Source organism: Agarivorans sp. B2Z047, assembly GCF_023373605.1.
Taxonomy (GTDB): domain Bacteria; phylum Pseudomonadota; class Gammaproteobacteria; order Enterobacterales; family Celerinatantimonadaceae; genus Agarivorans; species Agarivorans albus.
Window position 1 is genome coordinate 1982204 of sequence record NZ_CP088080.1, and the last position, 22670, is coordinate 2004873.

Below are 22670 nucleotides of genomic sequence, written 5' to 3' on the forward strand. Positions count from 1 at the left end.
GGCGTTATGCTGTGGCTTTGTTATTTATAGCTCTGCATCAAAACGGGCTAGTCGGGCTTCGGCTAATGAGCAATCGGTTTGCTCAAGTAGCTCCGCCAAGGTGATATTAGGCTTTTCTTTTATTAATCGGGCGAGACGTTCGCTTTTAGGTTCTAACTGCTCTTGGTAGGCAGCTAAACGCAGCTCAAGCTTAGTGAGCAAATAAGCAAAATTGTCACTTTCTAGGTTATTAATACGTGTTGATAAAGCACTTAGGGCAGAAGCTTCGCCGATTAGCTGCCAGTTTCTAGAGCGGCGTATTCGTTTTAACTGGCAAGCCGATTCCAATGCCAGCTGTTTAGCTTGTTTGGTATTGTCACCACCAATGCGATGAATCAGCGAAGGCAGAGCGACAGTGATTGCGAAGTCTTTGTTTTTCATAGGCGAATTTTGCATTCAAAGCTATTTAAATACAATCGCCAAGTGAAGCGCTGCTTATTGGCCCTAAAACTGATCATATAGGCTTGAGAGTGGGCAAATCTCAACCATACTGGTAAGGCAAGTTTGGACTAACAAGGAACTCAATATGACGATTCGCAGACACGGCATTACCGTGGGCATCGAGCGTGTAGAAACGCGCTTATTAGTCTCGTTTAAAGCCTGCGGTACACTCACTCATCAAGACTATCAAACCATTACACCGATCCTCGAGTCAGCCTTAGCAGAGGTTGAACATCCGCAAATACGCGCTTTTTTTGATGCTAGCGAGCTAGAGGGTTGGGAGCTAAGGGCGGCGTGGGATGACTTAAAACTCGGCTTAAAACACGGTCAGGATTTTGAAAGAGTGGCTATTTTAGGCCATCAACAGTGGTTAGAGTGGGCTTCAAAAGTGGGTAATTGGTTTATTGCAGGTGAAGTACAGGTATTTGAAGACGAGCAAAGCGCGTTGGTTTGGTTAGAAAGCTAAACACACTAGGCTAACAGCCAGAGCATAGCTCTGGCTGTTAGGTTTATAGGCATAAGGATTAAGCAATTAGGTGTTTTGCTGTTGTGCCTGTTGCATAGGGCTAGTCTCTTCTTCCAATATTTCTGAACTAGCTAAATACAAGAAATGTAAGTGGCGCTCGTATTGGCTAATTACATCGGCAATGATTTGGTCTTCGGTATAGCCAAACACATCGTATTGCTGGCCACCTTGCAATAAAAATACCTCGGCTCGGTAATAGTTGTTGTGTTGTTCGTCGGCATAACTTGGCATCACAAAGTGACGTAAACGGATCCCATAAGCGAAGTTTTCAGCTTCTTCTTTGTAAATCGTTAGCCTAATTTTGTCGCTGTCTTCTATCAGTTTGGCGCTTAAGCCATTGGCTGAAAATTGCTCCACTAATTGAGTGAGTGCAGGGCGAGCGACTTGGCTTAAAAAGCTTTCAGCTTCTGGCTTTAAAGGGTGAACCAGCAAAGCATCTAAGCGCTCTTTCCAAGATATGTTGGCTTTAGAAAACTGCACCGAAGTGTTGTGAGTTTGCACACTGTTTTGCAGCATGTAGTCGTGTTTAAGCGCTTTAAACAAACCATAACAAAAGCAAAGCAATACAAACATAAATGGAAAAGCAGAAGCAATGGTTAAGGTTTGTAGTGCCGATAAGCCACCTGCAAACAATAATGCAGCGGCGATAAAACCAATCATTGAGGTCCAAAAAATACGTTGCCACAAGGGGGTATTGCTCTCGCCGCCGGCAGTGATGGTATCAATAACCAAAGCGCCAGAATCGGCAGAAGTAATGAAAAATGTGGTAATTAGCAGTGCTGCAATCAGTGATAGTACCGACGATAAGGGGAGTTGCTCAAAGAATACAAAAATAGCCGTAGCTACATCATTGTTAACCGCCACGGCTAGTGAGCTTATAGCATCACCGGCAATCATGTGTATTGCGGTGTTGCCAAAAATGGTCATCCATAGGAAGGTAAAGCCAGCTGGAATAAACAATACGCCAACAATAAACTCACGGATCGAGCGGCCCCGCGATACGCGGGCAATAAAGGTGCCCACAAATGGCGACCAAGACACCCACCAACCCCAGTAGAGTAAGGTCCAACCGCCAATCCAATCTTCTTTTCTATCGTAGGCGTAAAGGTTAAAGGTGCTACTTACCAACTCGCTCATGTAGGTGCCGGTATTCTGCACATAGGATTGCAGTAATAACTCGGTTGGGCCAAATAGCAATACGGCTACCATTAGCACTAATGCCAAAATTACATTTAGGTTTGAAAGGCGCTTAATGCCGCCGTTTAAACCAAGTACCACCGATACTGTAGCAAGTGCAATAACAATCACTACAAGGGCTAGCTGAATCCACTCGGTTTGTGGCAAGCCAAATAAGTAATGAAGGCCAGCGTTAAGTTGCTGTACCCCAAAACCTAGTGAAGTAGCCACGCCAAATATGGTCCCCACTACTGCAAAGGTATCGGTGGCATGACCAATAGGGCCATGGATCTTGTCTCCAATTAAGGGGTAAAGGGCTGAGCGTGGTAGCAAAGGCAATTTGTGGCGGTAGCTAAAGTAAGCTAACGATAACGCAACTACTGCATATACCCCCCAAGCGTGTAAGCCCCAATGGAAAAAGCTAATACGCATAGCATCTTTGGCGGCTTCTATGCTCATGGCATCACCTAAAGGCGGTGACATGTAGTGCATAACTGGCTCGGCAACGCCAAAGAACATTAAGCCAATTCCCATACCGGCAGAAAACAGCATGGAAAACCACGATAAGTTGCTGTAATCGGGTTCTGAATGGTCAGGCCCAAGTTTAATATCGCCTAAGCGACTTACCATCACACACACTACAAATATTAGGAATATGGCGACTGATAGCACGTAGATCCAACTTACATTGGTGCTAAGCCAAGTTTGTATTTGGTTAAAGTTGCTTGCAGAAATATCTGGAAACATTGCTGAAAATAGTGCGATGGACAAGGCTATAACTAAAGAAGAATAAAAAACAGGAGGGTTTATCTTGCTAGTGATATTCATAAAAACTCTGTGTTAGTTCGCGTGTTCAGCCCAACTGACGCGCGATGACTGCTTAGTCATTGCAAGGTGTTAGCCTGCAAATGTGTAAGCTGGGCATGTTACAAACCATGCCAAGTAAACAGCCAAAAAAGCACCTTGGTATTTAGCCACAGCAAAACACCAAACTTACATGTGCGTTGGAGGCCAGCACACTAACACAGTGTTGCTATATTATGCTTTGATCTACCTCCTTGTAGATATCTTAAAGTGTTTGCCACTAGCTAATGGTTAATGAATAAAGAAAAACACTGCCATACTCACCACTGTAGTTATTAGTGCATTACGGGTGAAGTAGGCTAATAGCGCAGCGAGTATAGCGGCCAATAGATAGGGATTATCGAAAGACAGAGCCAGCTTTTTATCCTGAATAAAAACGATCGGAGCAAATATGGCCGTTAGCACTGCAGGGGCTGAGTAGCTTAAAAACTGCAACGTTGTCTTGTTCAACCTAAGCGGAATTTTTGGCTCTAAGAACAGGTAACGGCTGGCAAACACAATTGCGGCCATAGATAAAATAGTAAACCAAATCATTGCTCTTCTCCGCGCCACTTAGCGTAAGCTGTGGCTAAACCCATAGCCAGCAGAGCCGAAATGAGTAGGCCTCCAGGCACTGCATGAAGTTCACACGCTACCGAACTTACTAAAGCGATAAGCACACACAGTAAGCCCGAGCCATGTTTTATGTTTGGCACAACAATGGCAATAAAAGTAGCGGCAATGGCGAAGTCTAGCCCCCAGCTGTCTAGGTTTTCGATATTTGCGCCAGCCACAATGCCCACCGCAGAAGCGATATTCCAACCAAGATAAAAACTTAAGCCGCCCCCTAATGCGTACCAGCGATCAAAGCGTTCAGCTTTGTCTTGATTGGCAATGGCAAACAATTCATCGGTAAGCAAATAACCCAGTAATAGGCGCCACTTTAGCGGTAAGCCACTAATTTTTGGGCGCATAGCCATGCTGTACAGAAAGTGGCGCGAAGTAATTAGCATGGTGGTAACCAGCATACTTAACAGGCCAGCTCCTAGCTTAAACATGCCGGTAGCTACCAATTGGGCTGAGCCTGCAAATAAAATCGCCGACATAGCTTGGCTTTGCAAAGGGCTAAGGCCTGCCTCCATTGCATAAGAACCCGCTAATATTCCCCAAGGCACAACGGCAATGGTGAGCGGTAATACCGCTAAGGTGCCTTTGGCAAATGCGGTGAGTTTATTAGACCAAGTTAGATGGTTTATATAGTCTGTAGTGTTCACAATTTTCCTTGAGAGGGTAAAGCGACAGACAGCAGCTAAGCTGCAAGTTCCTTGGCATAACGGCCAGGAGAAACACCCAAAGCGCGTTTAAAGTGGCGGCTAAAATGGCTTTGATCATGAAAGCCACAATCTAAGGCTACATCCAATTGCTTGTTACCTTGGCGCAACAGTTGTTTGGCTAAGCGTAATCTCGCTTGAATTTGGTAAGCATGTGGCGGAAGACCGTAGCGCTTTACAAACTGCTTCACTAAATAACAAGGGCTTAAATTGACTAACTTAGCCAGTTCGCTGAGAGAGACATTAGCTTGAGGCTGCTCATCCAAAAACTGTTTCACTAAACTAAGGTGATTGCGCTCATTAAGGGTAGATGTGATTGTTGGGCGAGTTCTAGCGTGCCGAGTCATCAACAAGCTCAAGCTCGCGTAAACCATACTCTCACGTTGTAAACGATTGTTAGAGTTAGCCAGCAATGCAAGGGTAGCGCGTAAAGAGCCCGCAACCACCGAGTCTTGCACCACTGCTTGGCTAAAATAGGGAGCGCCTTGTTGCTTAATGCCTAAGTTTTGGCTGAGTTGTTCAAATTGTTCAGGAGTGGGGTACATAGCCTGATAGGACCAGCCTCCTTCCGAGGCCGAGCAGCCAGTATGTACTTCATCGGCGTTCACCAAAATAATACTGTCTTGCGGGGCTATATGGTTGCCACCGGTGCGGTAAAACTGTTGCGCGCCGCTTTCAATCACACCAATGGTGTAGCCTTCGTGACTATGCCGCGAAAAGTTTTGCTGTTGATAGCGGGCATTCAGTATTTCTATACCGCCTAACTCGTCGGCAAGCTGATAACGTGCTTGTTCTTTTGTCATTGGTTTGCCTCCTTACTTGCCTGAAGAATACCAATCGTACCAAGTAACTGATCATTCTAACTGGTTAAAATGCTCGATAACTGCGTTAGAATTTTTGATTGTAGAATAACTACTTATCGAAAAATCCTGCCTTATTCTCGAGCAATTTTCCTGCGCTATTTCTGATCACTTACTTAGTGTGATTGGTATAAGCTGTCATCATAGCGCAGATTTAGCAGGAGGTTTTGTACAAAATTGTTCGCTTTGGGCTTAATTTGCTGAGTAAGTGCTAGGGCGTGTTGATCTTTGGTGTTGAAATTTTATTCAAGATAAGCGGGCTTTAATCGCGGCGAGCACTTTGAAACCTAGTGGGCTAAGTGAAAAGTGTTCAACGAAGAGTAAAGTTCGCTTATCTGAACCCTTCGGGCAGCATTTCTTAGCCATTTATTCAGCGTTAGCGAGTGATTATTAAGCCCACTTAACTTCACACTCACTGCCTTGCCTAAATGGCTAATAAATTGCTGTAAAAACCATCAGCAAAGATCAACAGGCCCTAGTTACTCTGCTGGTGGTGGAAAACTGTGCTCTGGATTAGGTAATTGTCTAAACTAAGGCGAGCTCATCGGCGGGTTCATTTAGTGCTTGAGTATCGATGCTGCTCTCAACTTCCATACATAGTTGGCTTAGTTCGGCGCATAACCAATAGTGTTTGTATTTTGCTGCCTTATAACTCTGTTCACAAATAAACATATATTGCGAGGGTTGAATAGTGGGGGAGAAGTCCAGTACGCCGCCATTCCAGCCTTCGAAAAACTCAGCCAAGTTAGGGTATTTAGGATCCGGCAGGCTAATGTTTTTCGCTTCAATGGCTAAACGTTTAGTTTCTAAGGCGCACAAGTTTGTTTGCGCTAGTAGTCGAGAATGAATTTTTGATTGCCATTCATCGTCTAGTTTGATTAGCGTATCGAGGATAAAGTGAAAACGCTCTAAGTTATTGATAATAGGCTCCAGCTTAGCTATGCCTTGGAGAGCGTTTAATAAGCTATCTAGCCGGGCACTTTGTTGGCTCGACATCAACGAACGACACAGCATAATGCGGTGATGTAACAGCTTATCAAAGGGTTTAAATTCATTTTGATGTTGCTTTATTGCCGCCGTAGATTCGGTGATTAAATTACCTACATCAACTCGATTACTAGCAGGCAGGTCAAATTCTTCCGGCGCTATATTTAAGTTAGCTTCATAATAAAGCTTTACTAAAGAGGCGACACGCAAGGTGTCTAGCTGCTTAAAGTAGAGCTGTTCCTGATTGTTGATTTGTAGATGTTGGGCATTAATCTGCGCGATACAGTCGCTTAAACCGCTGGGTTTATTGTCCACAAGGTTGGAGAGATGGAAAAAGCGTCCGCTGTAGATCTCTCCAAAAAACTGCTTTAGGTACTCGGCAGTTTGTTGTTTTTGTTGTTCATTCTCAATTAGGCTGTCGTTGCTCACCGTAAATTTACTGGGCTGTTTTATGCCTTGCTGAGTATAGAAAAAAGCACTTACCGACTCGCTTAAGGTGTCAATATCACCTATTAGCAAAGCTGCAGGTAATTCAGATTTAAAAATACCTTGGTCGCCTCGTGATGTAACAAAAGCAATACGATCTTTATCTGCAGGGTGACTATCCCAGGTTGAGCTGTCTGTGCGCTGCATTTGCTGTTCTATTTTGTTCATCTGCGCTTTGCTGGTTTGCTTGGCTAAATTAGCGACCGCCAACGGTATATTCGCCAGTAGTTTGTTGTCATTCCAGGCTAGTTTATTGATGTCCGCTACTTTTTGGGCAGCTAAGGCTAGCTTACGCAGTTCAATGGCGGTGTTCTCAAACTGATCGCTCCCAACAAAGCGGCTTTCGTAGCTGTCGGCGTCAAACTCCATTGCGCGAGACATATATTGAGTGAGCTTAAAGTTGAGATTAAACAAGCCTTTAAAAAAGAACCGAGTAAAGCCTATAGAAAGCTGAGCGGCAATAATTGCGATATTCATAACAAAGGGCATGTGTTCTTGCTTAGCCCAGTTTTGTAGGCGTAAATCCCATTCGTCGGGCTGGTAGGCTCGGCTATAAAACCAATGGTTAACGGTTTGCACAATATAGCGGGTTTGCATTGCCTGGGTTTGAGCAAAATGGCCGAACTCGTGCGCTAAAATACCACTTAACTGGCGCATATTCATGCCGGTTAGTAAGGGCATGCCTATGGTTAGGCGTAACTCGCCTTTACGCAGGCTAAGCCAGCCTTCTAGGCCTCCGGCAGAGGCATTTACTTGGGTATCTAAGCAAATTTCTGTTGGGCGAGGAACTGCTAGTTTGTCGCACATTACATCAACTAGATTGAATAATGCCGGGGCTCTTTTGGCTTGTAGGCGATATAGTTTGGGTTGCTGGTAGGTGGCAAATAAAGGTTTAAGCAAAAACAGAAACAGCACAATAACAATAAAATAAGGAACAACGAGGAGAAATTGCTTAGCAATGCCACCAGAAAAATCACCGATGTTTTCAACTAACACCGAGAAGTAAAACACCGAAAAACTGATTAAACCCACTAACATAAGCAAGTAAATAAGCGGAGCAATTAGGCTAATAAGTAGCGTGCATACTATGCCAATTCGGTACTCTCGGCTTACGCTAGAGCGCGGAAACTCACCACTAAGCAGTTTAATAAAATCTGCTTTTAGTTTAGGTGCACTATTTTGTTGAGCCTTGCTATGAGGGGCAGTTGGTGCAGCGCTGTTTGCTTCAAGCACTGCCATTTCTCTAAGCTCTACTCGTAGGCCATGCTCGCTAAATACTGCGGCAAGGCTTTTCGCCAAACTTAGTGACAGGCTCTCTTTAAGGACATGTCCTTCAATTAGGTATTTTTGAGCAGTAGCGGGTGTGATATCTAAGGCTTTACACAGACTATGTACCACATGGTTATCGCGATTATTTCCATTTTGAGCGCCTAAACTCACTAACTCATATTTAGCCACTCACATTTCCTTGTGTTTATAGTGATAAATTTGTCGCCAGAATTTTTGCAAATAAGCTAATCAGATTCAATAGCTTGGCTTTAGGGTATCAGAGCTAATTGTAAACTATTCGAGCTAGCGCAGAATACTGGTCACAAAATAAAACGCTGCTACTGAAACCCTACTGACAGGTAGTTGTCAGTAGGGGGGGGCTATAGTTATCTCACTGGCTGGCCATGGGGGCTAGCCGGTAACAGCAAGGAGATAGTTATGTTAGCAGTTGCACCTTTAGTATGGGCAGAGATCGCCGTTGCCAATATGGACCGCGCGTTAGCGTTTTACGCCGAGCACTTTGATCTAACCTTTCGCCGCGAGAATATGGGCGATATGGATATGGCCATTTTAGAAACCGAAGATCCAGAGGCTGCTAGTTTTGGTTTATGTCAGCATGAAATGATGAAGCCAAGCATGGATGGCAGCACCGTTTATCTGCATTTGAGCGAAAAACTTAGCCCATTGGTTGATAAAATTACTCAATCGGGCGTGCAAATCCTAATGCCTGTTACAGCAATTCAAGATGGCGAGCATGGTTACTTCGCCTTATTTGTGGATAGTGAAGGTAATAAAATAGGTCTGTGGTCTAAGTTCCAGTAATATCGACGTTGTTATGCAAGCAAATTTAGCTAGCTCAGCCTTTAAAGCTGGGCTAGTGTTTGCTCTGCACTTTGGCAGGGATGATTTATGAGACGGGCAGACAGACTTTTTCAGATAGTACAAATTCTGCGTATGCGGCGACTCACCACTGCCCAAGATTTAGCCGACCGTTTAGAAGTGTCCACTCGCACCATCTACCGTGACGTACAAGATCTTTGTTTAAGTGGCATTCCCATTGAAGGAGAAGCTGGCGTAGGCTATTTGTTGCGCCAAGAAGTTAGCGTACCACCGCTAATGTTTAATGAAGCGGAGCTAGAGGCCATTCAAATTGGCATGCGAATGGTGCAAACCTGGGCAGGCAAAGAACTGTCTTCGGCTGCCAAGCAAGCAATGATTAAAGTAGAAGCGGTATTGCCACAACGCCTACAAGCCTATCAATCTTTAATGTTTGCCCCCGATTTTTACATCGACAGCGACCAATTCAAATACTTAGATCCCTTGCGTATTGCTTCGCAACAGCGTGAATACCTAGAGATTTGCTACCAAGATGCCAAAGCAGACTGCACTAAACGAGAAATTCGCCCACTGGCCATTTATTTTTGGCGAGGCACCTGGACCTTACTAGCGTGGTGCGAATTGCGCGATGATTTTCGTAGCTTTCGGGTTGACCGAATTACCGAATTACATCATCAAGAACGGGTGTTTAGCCACAGCCCCGGAAAAGAGCTTGATGACTTTGTAGAGAAAATGGAGCAAGAAGGGCACTAAGTTAGTATGTTTTATCATTGTTAACTCTTAGACTTTTGAACTCTTTTATGACCTTTAAGTCAATTAGCTCTTTTTAAAGCTAGTAAGCTGTAGTAACTCTTTATCTGCATATCGACACCTAAAATGAACGAAGATATTTCAGCGCTAAATGGAATGATGCCAATTTCAGATTATTCTCAAAAGAAAGGTGTTTCCGAAGAACAATTGATTAGTGAAATAAAAGAAGGAACGCGTGTTGGTAGGAAAATGGGAGACAAGTGGTTCATAAAAGTTAGCACAGAAGATACCGTCATTTCTTTTGAAAATAGAAACTCAGTACATCGACATCAAGCTGATCTAGATAAGGCACAAAAAGCTATAAAAGTAGCTGGTGCGTTAACGACAATTAATACGATAGTTCATTGCATTGTAATGATTTTAGTTATTGGGTTCTCTAGTCAATTAGGAGCTATTGGGGCTATATCTATATTCTTTCAAGGATTGGCAGTCATGTTTTCTTGGGCGGTTTTCTATACTCTTTTGAGTATTGCTGTCACCAATGCATTGACGGCAAAACACACTATTATTCTTTCCTCTAAATCGTAGATTTAATTGAGGCTAGCTTAACCTTCATCAAACTATCATTTAGTTGACATGCCCTTTCTCTGTTTGTTTGCGGTATCATTGTTTATCTTGTCACTAATATCGCATTCACAATGATCCGACCTTATCAATCAGGTGATACTGAAACAGTATTGAATATATGGCTGGCCGCTTCGATAAAAGCGCACGATTTTGTCGATGCCAGCTTTTGGCATTCGCAAGTAGATAATATGCGTAATCTCTATCTACCTAATGCCGAGACTTACGTATATCAGCAAGACAACCAAGTACTTGGGTTTTATGCGCTTGATGAAAAGCATATAGCGGCTATTTTTGTGGCACCCGATTCACAAGGGCAGGGTATTGGAAAACAGCTTATTGCTCATGCCAAGCAACAGCGCAGTGTTTTAACTTTGTCGGTGTATAAGCAAAACACCGCTAGTTATCAGTTCTATTTGTCTCAGGGGTTTAGTTTGGTGAAAGAACAAATAGACCCACATACTGGTTTGCCAGAATACACCATGAGTACCGGTATTTAATACCAATCGTACTACATAACTGTTCATTCTAGCTGGTTAAAATACTCGACAACTGCGTTAGAATTTTTGTTTGTAGAATAACTACTTATCAAAAAATTCCGCCTTATTCTCGAGTATTTATCCTGCGCTATTTCTGGTCACTTACTTAGTGTGATTGGTATGACGCCGCAGAAAGTAAAAAGCTTGGCCAATTGAGCCAAGCTTTTTGTTATTTTCTTACTTAGTTAAGTCTAGCTTTGGTTCAAGTCTTTATCTTTCCAAAACTTAGTGCCTTTTACGGTCGCTTCTAACGATAAGCCAGCTTCGGTCATTTGATAGATAGTTACGTCTCCAATAGCACCTTCACTTTCTGCAGAGCCACCTTTATCGCCAGCTTTAGCAGATGCGTCAGCTTGTGCGCCAAACAACCAGCCAGATTCTACAAACTTGTCGTAAGCTTCTCGGGTGTTAAAAATCATCAATGCGCGGAAGTCTTTTACACCAGCGCCAAAACCAACCCCTGCTTCACCCATATTCATATAAGTGCGTTTGCCGCTTTGGTTGTCGATGGCAACACCATGGCCGCCGCCAGCAGAGATAACAAATAAGTTGATACCGGCATTGCTAAATACTGCGTAACCTACTGCGCCGTTGATTTTACCGGCAATGTCGCTATTTTCCTTTTTAAAGTCTACCAAGGTTTCTTGAACCATTTGGTCTGATTCTGCACGTTCTTCTGCTGCGCTTTTACTAAATGCAGGCATGCTAATAGTCATGTTTAATAGTGCGATGGCGAAAATAGCTTTAAGTGATTTTGTCATTATTGATCCTAAATATGTGCTGGGTATGGCCAGCAAAAATTAACAATCTGAAATACAACTCGGCCTTTCAACTTGCTGCTATTTTAATCAAACTATGGCGGTAAATTGACATTTTGCGAACAAGTGCAAAAATGATGATTATGGTTCATAGGGAAGTGGCGGCGAGATGCAGGAATATCAATTTCAGTTACTAGCCTTAAAGTGGGTTGTAGACATATTGGAGCAGCAAGGTTTAGACAGGCACCGACTGTTAGCCGCTGCAGATATCTCGCCGAGTTTATTGCGTCAAACCAGCGGCTTAATTAGCCAGCTTAAAGTGGCAAAACTAATGACAGCTGCAGATCGCGCTAGTCAACAGCCTTTGGCCAGCGCACGTTGTGGCTTGTCGATGCCTTTGCGTAAGCAAGGAGTATTAGCCATTGCGGTTCAAAGCATGCCTAATCTAGAAGCGATGATCCAAATGTTGAAGGCATTCTTGAATGCTCAGTCGAGCGGAACTGACCTAGATTTAGTGAAGGAAGGGGACTTAGTTAGAGCCGAATTTAGTTTACGTTTTGCTGATCAACTTAGTTGTGACTCTATGCATAGGGCAATGCTGTGTAACTTATTTAAAACCTTCCAAACATTGTTTGGAGAGTCGTGGCGAGCGACCGAAGTATGGTTAATGCATAGTTTTAGTCACACTAAAGAGCTATCCCAACTTCTTAATTGCCCGGTAAAAGACAATAAAGCGATTAATGCGATTGTGTTTGAACAGCGTTGGGCCCACGTTACTGGCGCGCAAGTTTACCCTGCAGAAGCACTGCGTAAACAAAGTAGCGAAACCTTACAGCGGCTTGAAGACTTGGATGATCTTATTTATCAAATTTTGCCGCCATTAATCTACGATGGAAACACCAGTATTGAGCATGTAGCGGAGTTATTTGGAGTGCATGTTCGAGTGTTGCAAAAGCGCTTAAAAGCCAAAGGAACTAGTTATTCGACCTTGTTAGAAGACGCCAGAAAAACCATGGCAGTGGACTTATTAGTTGATAGCCAGCTATCAATTGCAGATATCTCTTTGCAACTGGGTTTTAAAGAACCGGCCATTTTTATCCGCAGCTTTAAAAAGTGGTTCAAGCAAACGCCACTGCAATGGCGTAAATCGGCGCAAGGTTATTAATAAATCTGTTTTCTTTATTATTCTTTTTCATAATTGCTGATTTGGTGACTCAGTTTGGTGATTATTGCTTCATTATGGTGTGATTTGGAATTTAGATTCTGTCATTACTTTGAAATATATGGTTTTTATATTTGGCACACAAAATGCGACATAGATCACAAGGGAGTGGGTTTAACTCCTAAGTTGTCGGAATAAGCCAAGGATGAAAATCATGAAAAAATTACTTATTTGGTGTGTGGCCGGGCTAAGCCTAGCTTTGAGTAATAGCTTTGTGGCTTCTGCAAAGCCAAACGCTACTAACGACGATCAGCGTTTAAGTGCTTGGTGCACCCAGCTTAAAAAACAGCAGAGTTGTTATAACTTACACCAGCAGTTAGCAGAGCAAGGCAGACCAGAGTCGGCTTATTGGATAGGTAAAGCTAGTGCAAGAGGTATGTTTGAAGCAGCCGATTTAACTAAGGCACTTGGTTATTATCAAGTGGCCAGCCAAGAAATGCACCCAGCAGCCAGCCGTGAATTGGGTTTGCTTTACTACCATGGAATAAGTGGTGAGCGAGATTTCGCAAAAGCGCAGCGCTTATTTGAACAGGCTATCGAGCAGGGTAACCCACAAGCTATTTGGGCACTGGCCCGTATGTACCATTACGGTCGTGGAGTTGAGCAAAACTATAACAAAGCCTTTGAACTGTTTAGTTTGGCTGCTGATAAAGGCTCTAAACCTGCTGCTAGTACTTTGGCTTACTACTATAAAGTAGGCTTGGCCACCGAGCCTAACCCGCGCTTAGCCAGTTATTGGCGCAATAAAGCTAATGATAAAAAGTTAGTGACCTGGAATCGAAGCATTCCTGATTATCGCTAGTTACTAGGGTCTGTTGATCTTTGGTGCAAAAACCATCAGCAAAGATCAACAGACCCTAAAATCAACAAAGCCAGCATAGTTATTGCTGGCTTTGTTGCTTTTACAAGCCGTTCATCTTTGTGATATAAATCTAACATCAATTTTTCATCACTTTGTCACCCGATGAATCTTTACTGGTTAGCTCTTAAATCGATGTTATTCACCAACAATAAGGACGTTAACCAATGAAATTCTCTCAGCTAGGGCTATTTCTCTGCCCACTTGTACTATTAAGCGCCTGTAGCGACGACAATCCTATTCAAGCGGCCAACACTGGGGCTATATCAAAAGTGCAATTAGGACCTCGTCCAGCATTCTTGGTTGATCAGCTCGCCGACGGAGAGCTAAAAACAAGCTTGCAAGCGTGTGTAGATGACATGACAACTTACAGCGTAAGTGACTTCTCTATTGGTCACCGTGGCGCGCCACTGATGTTCCCAGAGCATACCAAAGAAAGCTATATGGCTGCCGCGCGTATGGGAGCAGGTGTGCTTGAGTGTGATGTAGCCTTTACTAAAGATGGCGAACTAGTTTGTCGCCACTCACATGCCGATTTACACACCACCACCAACGTACTGGCAGTGCCAGAGTTAGCTGCTAAATGTTCAGTCCCCTTCACTCCGGCAGACACTGCTAATGGCGTAGAGGCCACTGCTGAGTGCCGTACCTCAGACTTTACCTTGGCTGAATATAAAAGCCTAACCGGTAAAATGGACGCGGCTAATAAACAAGCAACCACCGTTGAAGAATACATGGACGCAACGCCAAGTTTCCGTACCGATCTTTACGCTGAGGTTGGCACATTAATGTCGCATAAAGAAAGCATTGCGCTGTTTAAGGAACTAGGCGTAAAAATGACGCCAGAGCTTAAAACACCAGCCGCGCAAGACTTAGCAGCAGCAGGGATTACCCAGCAAGAATTTGCCCAAAAAATGATTGATGAATACATTGAAGCAGGCATTGAGCCTAGCGAGGTTTACGCTCAATCTTTCTCAATTGACGACGTTGAATACTGGGTTGCCAACACCCCAGAGTTTGGGGAGCAAGCCGTTTACCTTATTTACTTGCTTGATGGTGTGCCTAGCCCAACAGAAATTGCCGCTAAAAACATCAATATTGTTGCGCCCATTTATACTGCGCTTGTTGAAGAGCAAGATGGAGCAGTAGTTGCTACTGACTATGCCAAGCAGCTAAAAGAAGCGGGTTTAGATTTAATTACTTGGACCATCGAGCGCAAGTACACCTCTATGCATGAATTTGAAGTACTTAATGTACTTAAAAAAGATCTTGAGTTAGTTGGCGTATTTTCTGATTGGCCAGCCACTGTGACCTTCTTCGATAACTGCATAAAATAGTCACTATATTCATCGAACTGTTGCTGTTAATGCGTATTAGCAGCAACTTTGTGATCGCAATAGCACTTTTATCTGTATTTCCCCTGCAATTGATTAATCGCAACAAAATAATTATTCACTATTTTCTTCGAGCGATTGTGTGGTAGCGTTGCTGCCGCTGCCTTCTTTGGTCATTAGGCAGTGGTCAACAAAGGAATAATAATGAAAAAATCAGTTTATTGTTTAGCAAGTTGTATTGCCGCCGCGTTTATCGTTGGCTGTAGCAGCAACAATCAAACTAGTACTAGTGAAACTCCAGCCGCAGTTGTATGTAGCGGCGTGTGTGGCGAGCAAGAGTTTACTCGTGCTCAGCAACTACACCACGGTGACGGCGTAGAGCAAAACTACGATGCAGCCTTGGCAGAATATTTAAAAGCTGCCAAAGCAGGCAATGTAGCTGCTATGACGCAAGCTGCAGTGTTATACCAAGAGGGCTTAACTAGCCAAGGCAGTAAGCCTGAGCTGGCGGTTGAGTGGCTAATGGTTGCTGCTAAGCAGCAAGATGCAGAAGCGCAATTTCTGTTAGCAGAAAACTTTTGGAATGGCGTAGGCACCGAGCAAGATTTTGGCAAAGCCGAGTTTTGGTATAACCAAGCTGCATTAAACAAACACCAAGAAGCTGCTTACCTATTAGGTTTGTATTACTTCGAAGGCGAAAACATGGATGAAGATCCAGAGCAAGCCTATGTGTGGATGTCGATTGCTGCGCTGTTAGGCCATGGTAATGCACCTGGCGATCGCGACTTCTTAATCGGCGAAGAGCTAGACATGACGCAAAAAAAAGCGGCTTGGAAAGAAGTAGATCGATTAATTAAAGAAATGGGCATCGAGGTGCCTTGGTAGGCGTAATGCACTACTAAATCTTAGATGAACTCACTGTCATCACAATAATAATGAGTTGGTATTGATTGAAGGTTAAGTCGGTCAAATATTCGTCAATACTAACTCCTTTTTACAGTGCTTTATTGTATAGTTGAACTACCCCTTAAGTGGAGGAATGACGATGCTATATTTAATAGAGTTTTTGTTATTTTTGCTGCTAGTGGCAGCCCTTGCCTTACCCTTTTATCGCAATCAAGAAGTGTTTGAAATTGCCGATATTGACGCCGACGACCTTCCCGGAAAACACGTACAACTTAGTCATGGTTTAGTTCACTTTCATCGAGAGGGGCAACGCACTGCGCCTGTTGTTGTGCTAATTCATGGGTTCTCTGCATTTTCTTATGTTTGGGAACGTAACGTTAATAGTCTACTTAAGCAGGGCTATCAGGTGATTAGCGTTGATCTATATGGGCGAGGTTATTCGGCTAGGCCAAATACTGCTTATACTCGGCAGCTGTTTGTGGAGCAAATAAAGGAGTTGCTTGATGATCAGCAAATAGATGAACCGGTGTATTTAGCAGGTTTATCTATGGGCGGGGCGATTAGCGTAAGGTTTGCTGAATTGTATCCTGAAAAAGTCGCAGGGCTTATCTTACTTGCACCTTTAACTACCACTCCCAAAATTGCGCCTTTGCCTATACCGATTATCGGTGAATATGTGGCCTATAGCTTTGTTATACCTAGTTTGCCTAAACGACAGTTAGACGATTTATCTAACCTAGAAAAAGCACTTGATTGGGTGGCACAATTCGAGCCTCAAATGCGCTACAAGGGCTATCGAAAAGCGATGTTGGCAACCGTAAGAGGTTTGATGCAAGAGCCAATGCTAGACGCTTATCTTGCAGTCGCTAAAACTAATATACCTAGCTTGGTTGTGTGGGGCGATGCCGATAAAGTATTGCCATATCGCCAAGCGCAGGGTGTTCAAAAAGCCTTAGGCGAGCATTGTCAGCTAGTCACCGTTGAAGGGGCAGGACACGCTTTGCAGTATGAATATAGCGAGCAAGTTAATCAGCACATTGCCACATTTTTAGCATCTATCAATAAGCTTAAATAGCCACCAAGCTGGTTTATTTATCTCGTTATAGAAGGCGCTGTCAGAGCGCCTTCTCTTATACTTTTGTTATCGAATAAAGATACATTTGTTATTTATAAACTTGCCATTTACAGCATTGCCATAGATACTAAATTTGAACATTTGTTAACGGCAACAAAGTTTCTATGGTGTTGATTTATCAACTTATAGTTTACTTTTTGCCCTACTAGAAGTTAGCTATGCAAGCACCAAGTACACCTATTGGCGAAGCAAGTCGCCTTAAAGCTTTAAAAGATCTCGATATTTTGGATACGATGCCAGAAGAGCGTTTTGATCGGATTACTCGAATGGCCAAACGGCTATTTGATGTGCCAATTGCTTTAGTGAGTTTGGTTGATGAAAACCGCCAATGGTTTAAATCATGCTTTGGTGTAGATGCCAGTGAAACGCCTCGTGACATCTCTTTTTGCGGTCACGCCATTTTAGGTGACGATACCTTTCAAATTGAAGATGCCCTAGCAGATCCGCGCTTTGCCGATAACCCACTGGTAACAGGCTACCCGCACATCCGCTTTTATGCCGGACACCCACTTACTACTCCAGATGGAGAGAAGCTGGGCACCTTGTGCATTATCGATACTAAGCCAAAAAGCCTAACTAAAGATGACCTCATTGCATTGGATGATTTAGCGGTAATGGTGGAGCAAGAACTGGCTGCACTGCAAATGGCGATTACCGATGAGTTAACCAACATCTCTAATCGTCGTGGCTTTATGAAGCTAGCACATTACTCGTTCGCCATGTGCCGCAGGCAAGTTATTCCGCTTACTATTGCCTATATGGATTTAGACCAGTTTAAACCCATTAACGATCAATACGGTCATGCTGAAGGTGACAATGCCTTACGTTTATTTGCCGAGCAAATGCGTGTTTCATTTCGAGAGTCTGATCTGTTTGCCCGCATGGGCGGCGATGAGTTTGTAGTAATGTTTACCGATACCAACGAAGCGGATGCGACCGAAATACTACAACGATTCGCCAGCGATCTTAGTGCAGCTGCCAAGCAGCATAAGCTCGCTTATCCTCTATGTTTTAGTTACGGTTTGTTGGAAGTAGACTTTACTCAATATCCTTCTATCGACAGCGCGTTAGAGCAAGCTGACCAGTTAATGTATCGTCATAAAAGTTGCCAGCGCTAGAAATATCCTCGCGGTTAACCAATTTCTTGTTTGATTGTTAAACATTCGGTTTTTATTAAATCAATATGTTTGAATGTTTTGTCGATCTCTAACGCGACTCCTCTGGTATTACCTCTTAAAAATGTAAAGTGTTATTGTTTTAAAGCTGGCTTAATGCAGCTTTAATCGCCAAAGAAAGGCTTTTCTTGGCATTGTTTTTAGATTTTTATAGTGATCCTTGTCTCAGATTTTTTAATGCAATAGACAAATAAAAATTTATGCAGACAGGTTAATAAAAGATCAGATTGGTAATCCAATTGTGTTTTATTTGTTGATGTGTGGTGTTAGCTTTGCCTTGAATTTAACTCAAGGAGATGCAGTTCATGTTAAAGCGCCACCAAGCTTCAAGGAAGGTTTCATCATCATTAGTGGCTTTGTTAAAGCCTTCGGCCATTGCGGTTCTAGCAACCGTTGCTTTGGCTAGCGGCGCAAATGCCGCTAACTATACTGCCAGCAATGCCAGCCAGTTAAGTGCACGTTTGCAAGATGCAGCCAACAACGGCACCGGCGTAGATGTTATTACCATTCAAGGCAGCATATTTACCGATCAGCAAATTGATATTCAAACTCCGGTAACTATTCAAGGTGCAGCTGGGTTTCGCGTAAGCCGTATCATTCGTACTTCTGACGACGGTTTTCAACCTTTGTTTAATATTCAAAGCTCGAATGTGACTATTCGTAATTTGCTGCTAATTGATGAGAAAGGCCAAAACACTAATACCCAAGTGGCCAGTGAAGCAGGGAACGACCACTCAAATGTGCGCTTAATAAACATTCCTTACGAAGACGCTTACCAGCAAATTGCTAACATCACCATCGAAAACAATACCTTTGAAAACACCGCTGTTGGCGTTGCGTCTTCTGGTTTAATTCCACGTAATTTGTCGATTACCAACAATGACTTTATTAAAGTGAATCGCAGCGTAGAGCTGCTACGAGATGTTGGCCGGGTATACAACGTGTGGAATGTAAGTGCCAACAACGTAGTGCTTAACGGCGGAACACTAAACATTTCAAATAACCGTATTCGTGGTAATCGAGTGCGTTTAGGGATCTCTGTAGATGCAGGTAACGACGGGGTTTACGTGCCGCCAAGCTTTACCAATATTCCGTTTTTTGATGCAGCAGCCCGCGCTCAGTTTAGTGATAAACCGGTCGTGTTTGCCAATGGCTCGCAAGTTAACTCAAACACCGTAGAGGGAGCCAACGAGTTTGGCATTGCTTTGGCTACTGTGGCTAATGTTACTGTTGCGGGTAACACAGTGAGTACAACAGAAGATGACATTAACTCGTCTGACGATATCGAGAACAACTTCACAGCAGGCATCAATGTTGAACATAACAGCCGCGATATTGTGGTAGACAGCAATACTATTACCGTGGGTGCTTCAGGCAACTTTGCTACGGGTATTAACGTATTGGCCTTTCAAGATCACCACGCCCCGTTAAACCATGCTCAAGCTAGCAGCAACATTACGTTGGTTAGAAACATCTTTAAAGGAACGGGTGAGAACACCATTTTAGCCTTTGGCTTCTCTAACTTAGTGGTTGAAGACAACAATGCTTCGCAGTTTACAACGCGTAACCCTTACCAAGTAACGGCGTCTTTTTACAATGTGCCTTGTGGTTTAAGTACTAGCACTGCACGCGGTACTAACAGCAATATTCGTTACAACCAAAGCTCGTTTAACGGCACAGGCAATGCACCGCAGTACTACGACAAAAACGGTAACGTTGTATCAGGTTATACTTGCCAATAGGCTTAGCTAAAGTAGAAAAGCAGCACCTAGGTGCTGCTTTTTTTTGGTTTTATTTTGCAGTTAGTCTTCGCGACTCATTAATCGAATGTCATCAAAAAAAGCTTCGCTAGCGGCATCTGGCGCTGCTGAATAGCTAAGTTTAAACTCATCTATCCGCACTTCTAATTCGTCGTCAGTAAATTGCTCATGCGCATAAATTGCAGCGTCGTTGTAGCTTGCAGTGTCAATTTGCATGTAAGCAAATACCTCTACGCTACTATGTGCAGAAGAGTTAAAGCTTAACGTTATTTGTTTAAAACAGCTTTTAACGCTGCCTTGCGGGGCGTTGCTTAAGTCTTTCACGTGGGCAAAGGCTTGGGCGATTATTGCGCCAGTGCTGTCTTTTGCGCCGTAATGTAAGGTACTTAAAGAGCTATCACCTTTGTTGTCACAGTAATACAGCGAGTACTCTAACTCGGTGTTTAGTGGAATATTAGCAACGGTTTGGCTCAAACCTGGGGTGGCAGTAAAATCGTGATTGCTGGCCGAGTTTTTGAAGCGGATCCGCGCCGAACCGCTACTAGTAGAGCCGCTGTCGCTAAATGCGCTGTCGCCAGAGCTACCAACATCGCCTAAACCGGCACCACTATCTTCGTGTTGTACCCAAGCATCACTCGAGCCACTATTGCTGCGAAATTCACCTAAGTTTCCATCTACCAAATCGGTATCGGTGGTTACTGCGTCGGGCAGGCTTAAAGTAAGTAGCGCTTCGGTAGCATCGCCAGAGTTAAACTCGCTGCTTACCCAACTATAGTCATCGCCGGTAACTACGCCTGCTTGCTTTGCTATGTCACCCAAGGCCAGCTGATAACTGCCTTTTACAAAAGCCGACAGAGCGTATGGGGTATTAGCCTTTAACTGAACTGTTTGGCTTATGCTGCTACTGCCACTAAGTTGGGCGCTAGCACTTCTCGAGAACGATTCACTCGCCTCGGCGATTTGAGCACCGTTGTTAGTCCAAGCATTTAGCTCATCGTCAAAGGCAGGGTTAATAATCTCTGCTTCTAACATGGTGGCTTGGGGCTTACTGATTTGATAACTGCTTGGCCCTACATCAGCAAAACTCAGCGCTTTTAAACTAACGCTGCTTGTTAGCGGTTGATCGGCGCCAACGCTGCTTGGCTGGGTGCGGGTTTGCCCATCCATATCTAGCTTAACGTCAGCAAAATCACCTTTACTGTAGTCACTTACTGCATCTAAGTTAGGTGAGCTATCCGAAGGGCGATATAGCTCATCAGTTCCTCTTTGTAAGTCTGCCGAGTAAAACTCGATGCCGGCAGTGCCTAATGGCACTGCGTCGTCATCAGAAAAGGCCTGCCCGTGGAAGATGTTTCCTACCACGGTTGAATCAGGCAGCATGCCGCGCTCAGCCTGGGTAATCACTGGCCCAATGGCTTTATCGATAAGGTTATTGGCCAAATAAACCGTTTTAGGCTGCTGCGGTTTGCCGCCGCCGTCAATATTTAAGCTGTTTACGCTATCAACAATGGTGTTGTTAGCTACGTGCACATTCTCTACTTGTTGGTAGCCGTTATCACCATCGCCCGCGCCGTCGTATCCCAATAATACTATGCCGCCGTGGTGGCTAGTATTTTGGTAGCGTGCGCCTTCGATGTAGTTATTCACTACCGAGTGGCCGTCGTCGGCAATACGAATGCCGCCAGCTAGTGGGTAGTCTTCACTTAAAATAAAGTTGTGTTCAATTTTGTTGCTGTTGCCGTGGCGGTTGGTTAACGAGCCATAGCTATTGCGAATGGTATTGTAAGCAATAACGTTATTAGAACCTTTGTTAGAGATAACCTCGGCTTCACCTTGGATCCGCTCAAATACATTGCGCACAATAAATGAATTACCAGGGTAATGGTGGGTAAAGCTTAAGCCGGTGCGAATAGCCTCATAATCGTTGTCGCTACTTCCCGCATACATCTTGTTGTTGGCGGGCGGGCGATTAGCAATGTAGTTGTTATACACTACAATGCCTTGAGCAAGTTCGGCCAGTTTAGTGGCTTCATCCCAGCTATCATCTACCCAACGGTTAAACGAAATCATCGGGTTTTGCACGGTTTTACCGCTAATTACGCTATGGTCTAGCCATACATCTTTGCCATATATATGTACCAAAATGCCGTAGTCGTCTTGCGCTTTGGCATCAATAATTGCGATTTCGCTAATTCGGCAATTGTGGCATAAATCGTTGGTGCCAAAACGGGTAGCAATTAAGTTGCTTCCGTATTCCACACCATCAAAAATTAGCCCTTGCAGCTGGGCATAACTGCCGCCCATGTTTATCGCTACTTCACCGCCTTTTAAGATGGCCTTGCCAGGATTTTCGGCAGCTACTTTAATAGGCTGCTCCAAGGTGCCATTGCCACCAAAACTAAGTTGAAAATCACCACTGTATTCGCCATCAGCTAAACAAAGCGTGGTACCTGCGTCCATTTCTTTAGAAGCAGCATCCACCAAGGCCGAGGTAGAAGAAAACACCTGAGTACAGTTTACGCTAGCAACAGTTAACACTCCTTCTGGTAGGCCAAAACTAGGTTCATTTGGGGTGGGCTCTGGGTCAACTGGCGGATCAACAATTACCGGCGGGTCTACGGGGTCTGTTGGGTCTAGTGGGGTGGCAGGGGAGTCGCTACTGCTATTACATCCAACAACTATTAAGCCAAGAACAACTGGCAGGTACTTCTTAAAGTACATGGGATCTCCTTTTCACTGTTTGTTAATGGTAAGTGGGTAAAGCAATAAGCGACATTTTACTCAATAGTTATCAATAAAAAGTGATCGTATTA

General features: G+C 43.9%; 20 protein-coding genes. 12 read left to right on the forward strand and 8 right to left on the reverse strand.

Annotated features, from left to right (window positions below):
* Positions 1-24 precede the first annotated feature (24 nt).
* On the reverse strand, positions 25-435 hold the full coding sequence (locus tag LQZ07_RS09155; protein WP_227981087.1) for a ribosome recycling factor family protein: 411 nt from the start codon (positions 433-435) through the stop codon (positions 25-27).
* 130 nt (positions 436-565) lie between these two features.
* On the opposite strand from LQZ07_RS09155, the gene LQZ07_RS09160 reads away from it, so the two are divergent.
* The gene (locus LQZ07_RS09160; RefSeq protein ID WP_152779438.1) at positions 566-946 is read left to right on the forward strand and encodes an STAS/SEC14 domain-containing protein; all 381 of its coding nucleotides are present in this window, start codon (positions 566-568) and stop codon (positions 944-946) included.
* Between the two features lie 66 nt (positions 947-1012).
* Here the strand turns inward: LQZ07_RS09160 and LQZ07_RS09165 are convergent, their stop codons facing one another.
* From LQZ07_RS09165 to LQZ07_RS09185, 5 genes are all read right to left on the reverse strand, one after another.
* On the reverse strand, positions 1013-3010 hold the full coding sequence (locus tag LQZ07_RS09165) for a BCCT family transporter (RefSeq protein ID WP_152779437.1): 1998 nt from the start codon (positions 3008-3010) through the stop codon (positions 1013-1015).
* Between the two features lie 267 nt (positions 3011-3277).
* On the reverse strand, positions 3278-3580 hold the full coding sequence (locus LQZ07_RS09170; RefSeq protein ID WP_152779435.1) for an AzlD domain-containing protein: 303 nt from the start codon (positions 3578-3580) through the stop codon (positions 3278-3280).
* On the reverse strand, positions 3577-4299 hold the full coding sequence (locus LQZ07_RS09175) for an AzlC family ABC transporter permease (protein WP_249483612.1): 723 nt from the start codon (positions 4297-4299) through the stop codon (positions 3577-3579). Before LQZ07_RS09175 ends, LQZ07_RS09170 begins: the two co-directional genes overlap by 4 nt.
* Before the next feature lie 35 nt (positions 4300-4334).
* Positions 4335-5159, reverse strand: coding sequence for an AraC family transcriptional regulator (locus LQZ07_RS09180; RefSeq protein WP_152779433.1), 825 nt, complete (start codon positions 5157-5159; stop codon positions 4335-4337).
* 582 nt (positions 5160-5741) lie between these two features.
* On the reverse strand, positions 5742-8147 hold the full coding sequence (locus LQZ07_RS09185; RefSeq protein WP_152779431.1) for a M48 family metallopeptidase: 2406 nt from the start codon (positions 8145-8147) through the stop codon (positions 5742-5744).
* 249 nt (positions 8148-8396) lie between these two features.
* Between LQZ07_RS09185 and LQZ07_RS09190 the strand changes: the two genes are divergently transcribed.
* The 4 genes from LQZ07_RS09190 to LQZ07_RS09205 all read left to right on the forward strand — a co-directional run bounded on the left by LQZ07_RS09190 (position 8397) and on the right by LQZ07_RS09205 (position 10669).
* Positions 8397-8780 carry a VOC family protein gene (locus LQZ07_RS09190; protein ID WP_016402805.1) on the forward strand — a complete coding sequence of 128 codons (384 nt, stop codon included), beginning with the start codon at positions 8397-8399 and terminating at the stop codon, positions 8778-8780.
* A gap of 87 nt (positions 8781-8867) precedes the next feature.
* Positions 8868-9548, forward strand: a complete 681-nt coding sequence (locus LQZ07_RS09195) for a YafY family protein (RefSeq protein WP_040307408.1) — start codon at positions 8868-8870, stop codon at positions 9546-9548.
* A gap of 123 nt (positions 9549-9671) precedes the next feature.
* Positions 9672-10133, forward strand: a complete 462-nt coding sequence (locus LQZ07_RS09200; protein ID WP_152779429.1) for a hypothetical protein — start codon at positions 9672-9674, stop codon at positions 10131-10133.
* A gap of 110 nt (positions 10134-10243) precedes the next feature.
* On the forward strand, positions 10244-10669 hold the full coding sequence (locus LQZ07_RS09205; RefSeq protein WP_152779427.1) for an N-acetyltransferase: 426 nt from the start codon (positions 10244-10246) through the stop codon (positions 10667-10669).
* A 230-nt stretch (positions 10670-10899) separates the two neighbouring features.
* On the opposite strand, the gene LQZ07_RS09210 is transcribed toward LQZ07_RS09205, so the two are convergent.
* Entirely contained in the window at positions 10900-11469 is a 570-nt protein-coding gene (locus tag LQZ07_RS09210) for a YSC84-related protein (protein ID WP_152779426.1), read from the reverse strand.
* A 166-nt stretch (positions 11470-11635) separates the two neighbouring features.
* Here LQZ07_RS09210 and LQZ07_RS09215 point away from each other — a divergent pair, with 166 nt between their 5' ends.
* From LQZ07_RS09215 to LQZ07_RS09245, 7 genes are all read left to right on the forward strand, one after another.
* Complete coding sequence (locus LQZ07_RS09215) at positions 11636-12631, forward strand: AraC family transcriptional regulator (protein WP_152779424.1); 996 nt, start codon at positions 11636-11638, stop codon at positions 12629-12631.
* A 211-nt stretch (positions 12632-12842) separates the two neighbouring features.
* Entirely contained in the window at positions 12843-13490 is a 648-nt protein-coding gene (locus tag LQZ07_RS09220; protein WP_194164047.1) for a tetratricopeptide repeat protein, read from the forward strand.
* Positions 13491-13714: 224 nt separating this feature from the next.
* Entirely contained in the window at positions 13715-14884 is a 1170-nt protein-coding gene (locus LQZ07_RS09225; protein WP_152779420.1) for a glycerophosphodiester phosphodiesterase family protein, read from the forward strand.
* A gap of 201 nt (positions 14885-15085) precedes the next feature.
* Entirely contained in the window at positions 15086-15766 is a 681-nt protein-coding gene (locus LQZ07_RS09230; RefSeq protein WP_016402813.1) for a tetratricopeptide repeat protein, read from the forward strand.
* 160 nt (positions 15767-15926) lie between these two features.
* Positions 15927-16862, forward strand: coding sequence for an alpha/beta fold hydrolase (locus LQZ07_RS09235; protein ID WP_194164046.1), 936 nt, complete (start codon positions 15927-15929; stop codon positions 16860-16862).
* A 218-nt stretch (positions 16863-17080) separates the two neighbouring features.
* The gene (locus LQZ07_RS09240; RefSeq protein ID WP_152779416.1) at positions 17081-18040 is read left to right on the forward strand and encodes a sensor domain-containing diguanylate cyclase; all 960 of its coding nucleotides are present in this window, start codon (positions 17081-17083) and stop codon (positions 18038-18040) included.
* 362 nt (positions 18041-18402) lie between these two features.
* A complete protein-coding gene (locus LQZ07_RS09245; RefSeq protein WP_152779414.1) occupies positions 18403-19839 on the forward strand; it encodes a hypothetical protein in 1437 nt (478 codons plus the stop codon).
* Between the two features lie 60 nt (positions 19840-19899).
* Here the strand turns inward: LQZ07_RS09245 and LQZ07_RS09250 are convergent, their stop codons facing one another.
* The gene (locus tag LQZ07_RS09250; protein WP_152779412.1) at positions 19900-22578 is read right to left on the reverse strand and encodes a polysaccharide lyase 6 family protein; all 2679 of its coding nucleotides are present in this window, start codon (positions 22576-22578) and stop codon (positions 19900-19902) included.
* Positions 22579-22670 lie beyond the last annotated feature (92 nt).

Excerpts from the sequence above, each read along its gene's own strand:
- LQZ07_RS09155 (WP_227981087.1), bottom strand. The coding sequence starts at position 435 with ATGCAAAATTCGCCTATGAAAAACAAAGACTTCGCAATCACTGTCGCT.
- LQZ07_RS09160 (WP_152779438.1), top strand. The coding sequence starts at position 566 with ATGACGATTCGCAGACACGGCATTACCGTGGGCATCGAGCGTGTAGAA.
- LQZ07_RS09165 (WP_152779437.1), bottom strand. The coding sequence starts at position 3,010 with ATGAATATCACTAGCAAGATAAACCCTCCTGTTTTTTATTCTTCTTTA.
- LQZ07_RS09170 (WP_152779435.1), bottom strand. The coding sequence starts at position 3,580 with ATGATTTGGTTTACTATTTTATCTATGGCCGCAATTGTGTTTGCCAGC.
- LQZ07_RS09180 (WP_152779433.1), bottom strand. The coding sequence starts at position 5,159 with ATGACAAAAGAACAAGCACGTTATCAGCTTGCCGACGAGTTAGGCGGT.
- LQZ07_RS09190 (WP_016402805.1), top strand. The coding sequence starts at position 8,397 with ATGTTAGCAGTTGCACCTTTAGTATGGGCAGAGATCGCCGTTGCCAAT.
- LQZ07_RS09195 (WP_040307408.1), top strand. The coding sequence starts at position 8,868 with ATGAGACGGGCAGACAGACTTTTTCAGATAGTACAAATTCTGCGTATG.
- LQZ07_RS09200 (WP_152779429.1), top strand. The coding sequence starts at position 9,672 with ATGAACGAAGATATTTCAGCGCTAAATGGAATGATGCCAATTTCAGAT.
- LQZ07_RS09205 (WP_152779427.1), top strand. The coding sequence starts at position 10,244 with ATGATCCGACCTTATCAATCAGGTGATACTGAAACAGTATTGAATATA.
- LQZ07_RS09210 (WP_152779426.1), bottom strand. The coding sequence starts at position 11,469 with ATGACAAAATCACTTAAAGCTATTTTCGCCATCGCACTATTAAACATG.
- LQZ07_RS09215 (WP_152779424.1), top strand. The coding sequence starts at position 11,636 with ATGCAGGAATATCAATTTCAGTTACTAGCCTTAAAGTGGGTTGTAGAC.
- LQZ07_RS09220 (WP_194164047.1), top strand. The coding sequence starts at position 12,843 with ATGAAAAAATTACTTATTTGGTGTGTGGCCGGGCTAAGCCTAGCTTTG.
- LQZ07_RS09225 (WP_152779420.1), top strand. The coding sequence starts at position 13,715 with ATGAAATTCTCTCAGCTAGGGCTATTTCTCTGCCCACTTGTACTATTA.
- LQZ07_RS09230 (WP_016402813.1), top strand. The coding sequence starts at position 15,086 with ATGAAAAAATCAGTTTATTGTTTAGCAAGTTGTATTGCCGCCGCGTTT.
- LQZ07_RS09235 (WP_194164046.1), top strand. The coding sequence starts at position 15,927 with ATGCTATATTTAATAGAGTTTTTGTTATTTTTGCTGCTAGTGGCAGCC.
- LQZ07_RS09240 (WP_152779416.1), top strand. The coding sequence starts at position 17,081 with ATGCAAGCACCAAGTACACCTATTGGCGAAGCAAGTCGCCTTAAAGCT.
- LQZ07_RS09245 (WP_152779414.1), top strand. The coding sequence starts at position 18,403 with ATGTTAAAGCGCCACCAAGCTTCAAGGAAGGTTTCATCATCATTAGTG.
- LQZ07_RS09250 (WP_152779412.1), bottom strand. The coding sequence starts at position 22,578 with ATGTACTTTAAGAAGTACCTGCCAGTTGTTCTTGGCTTAATAGTTGTT.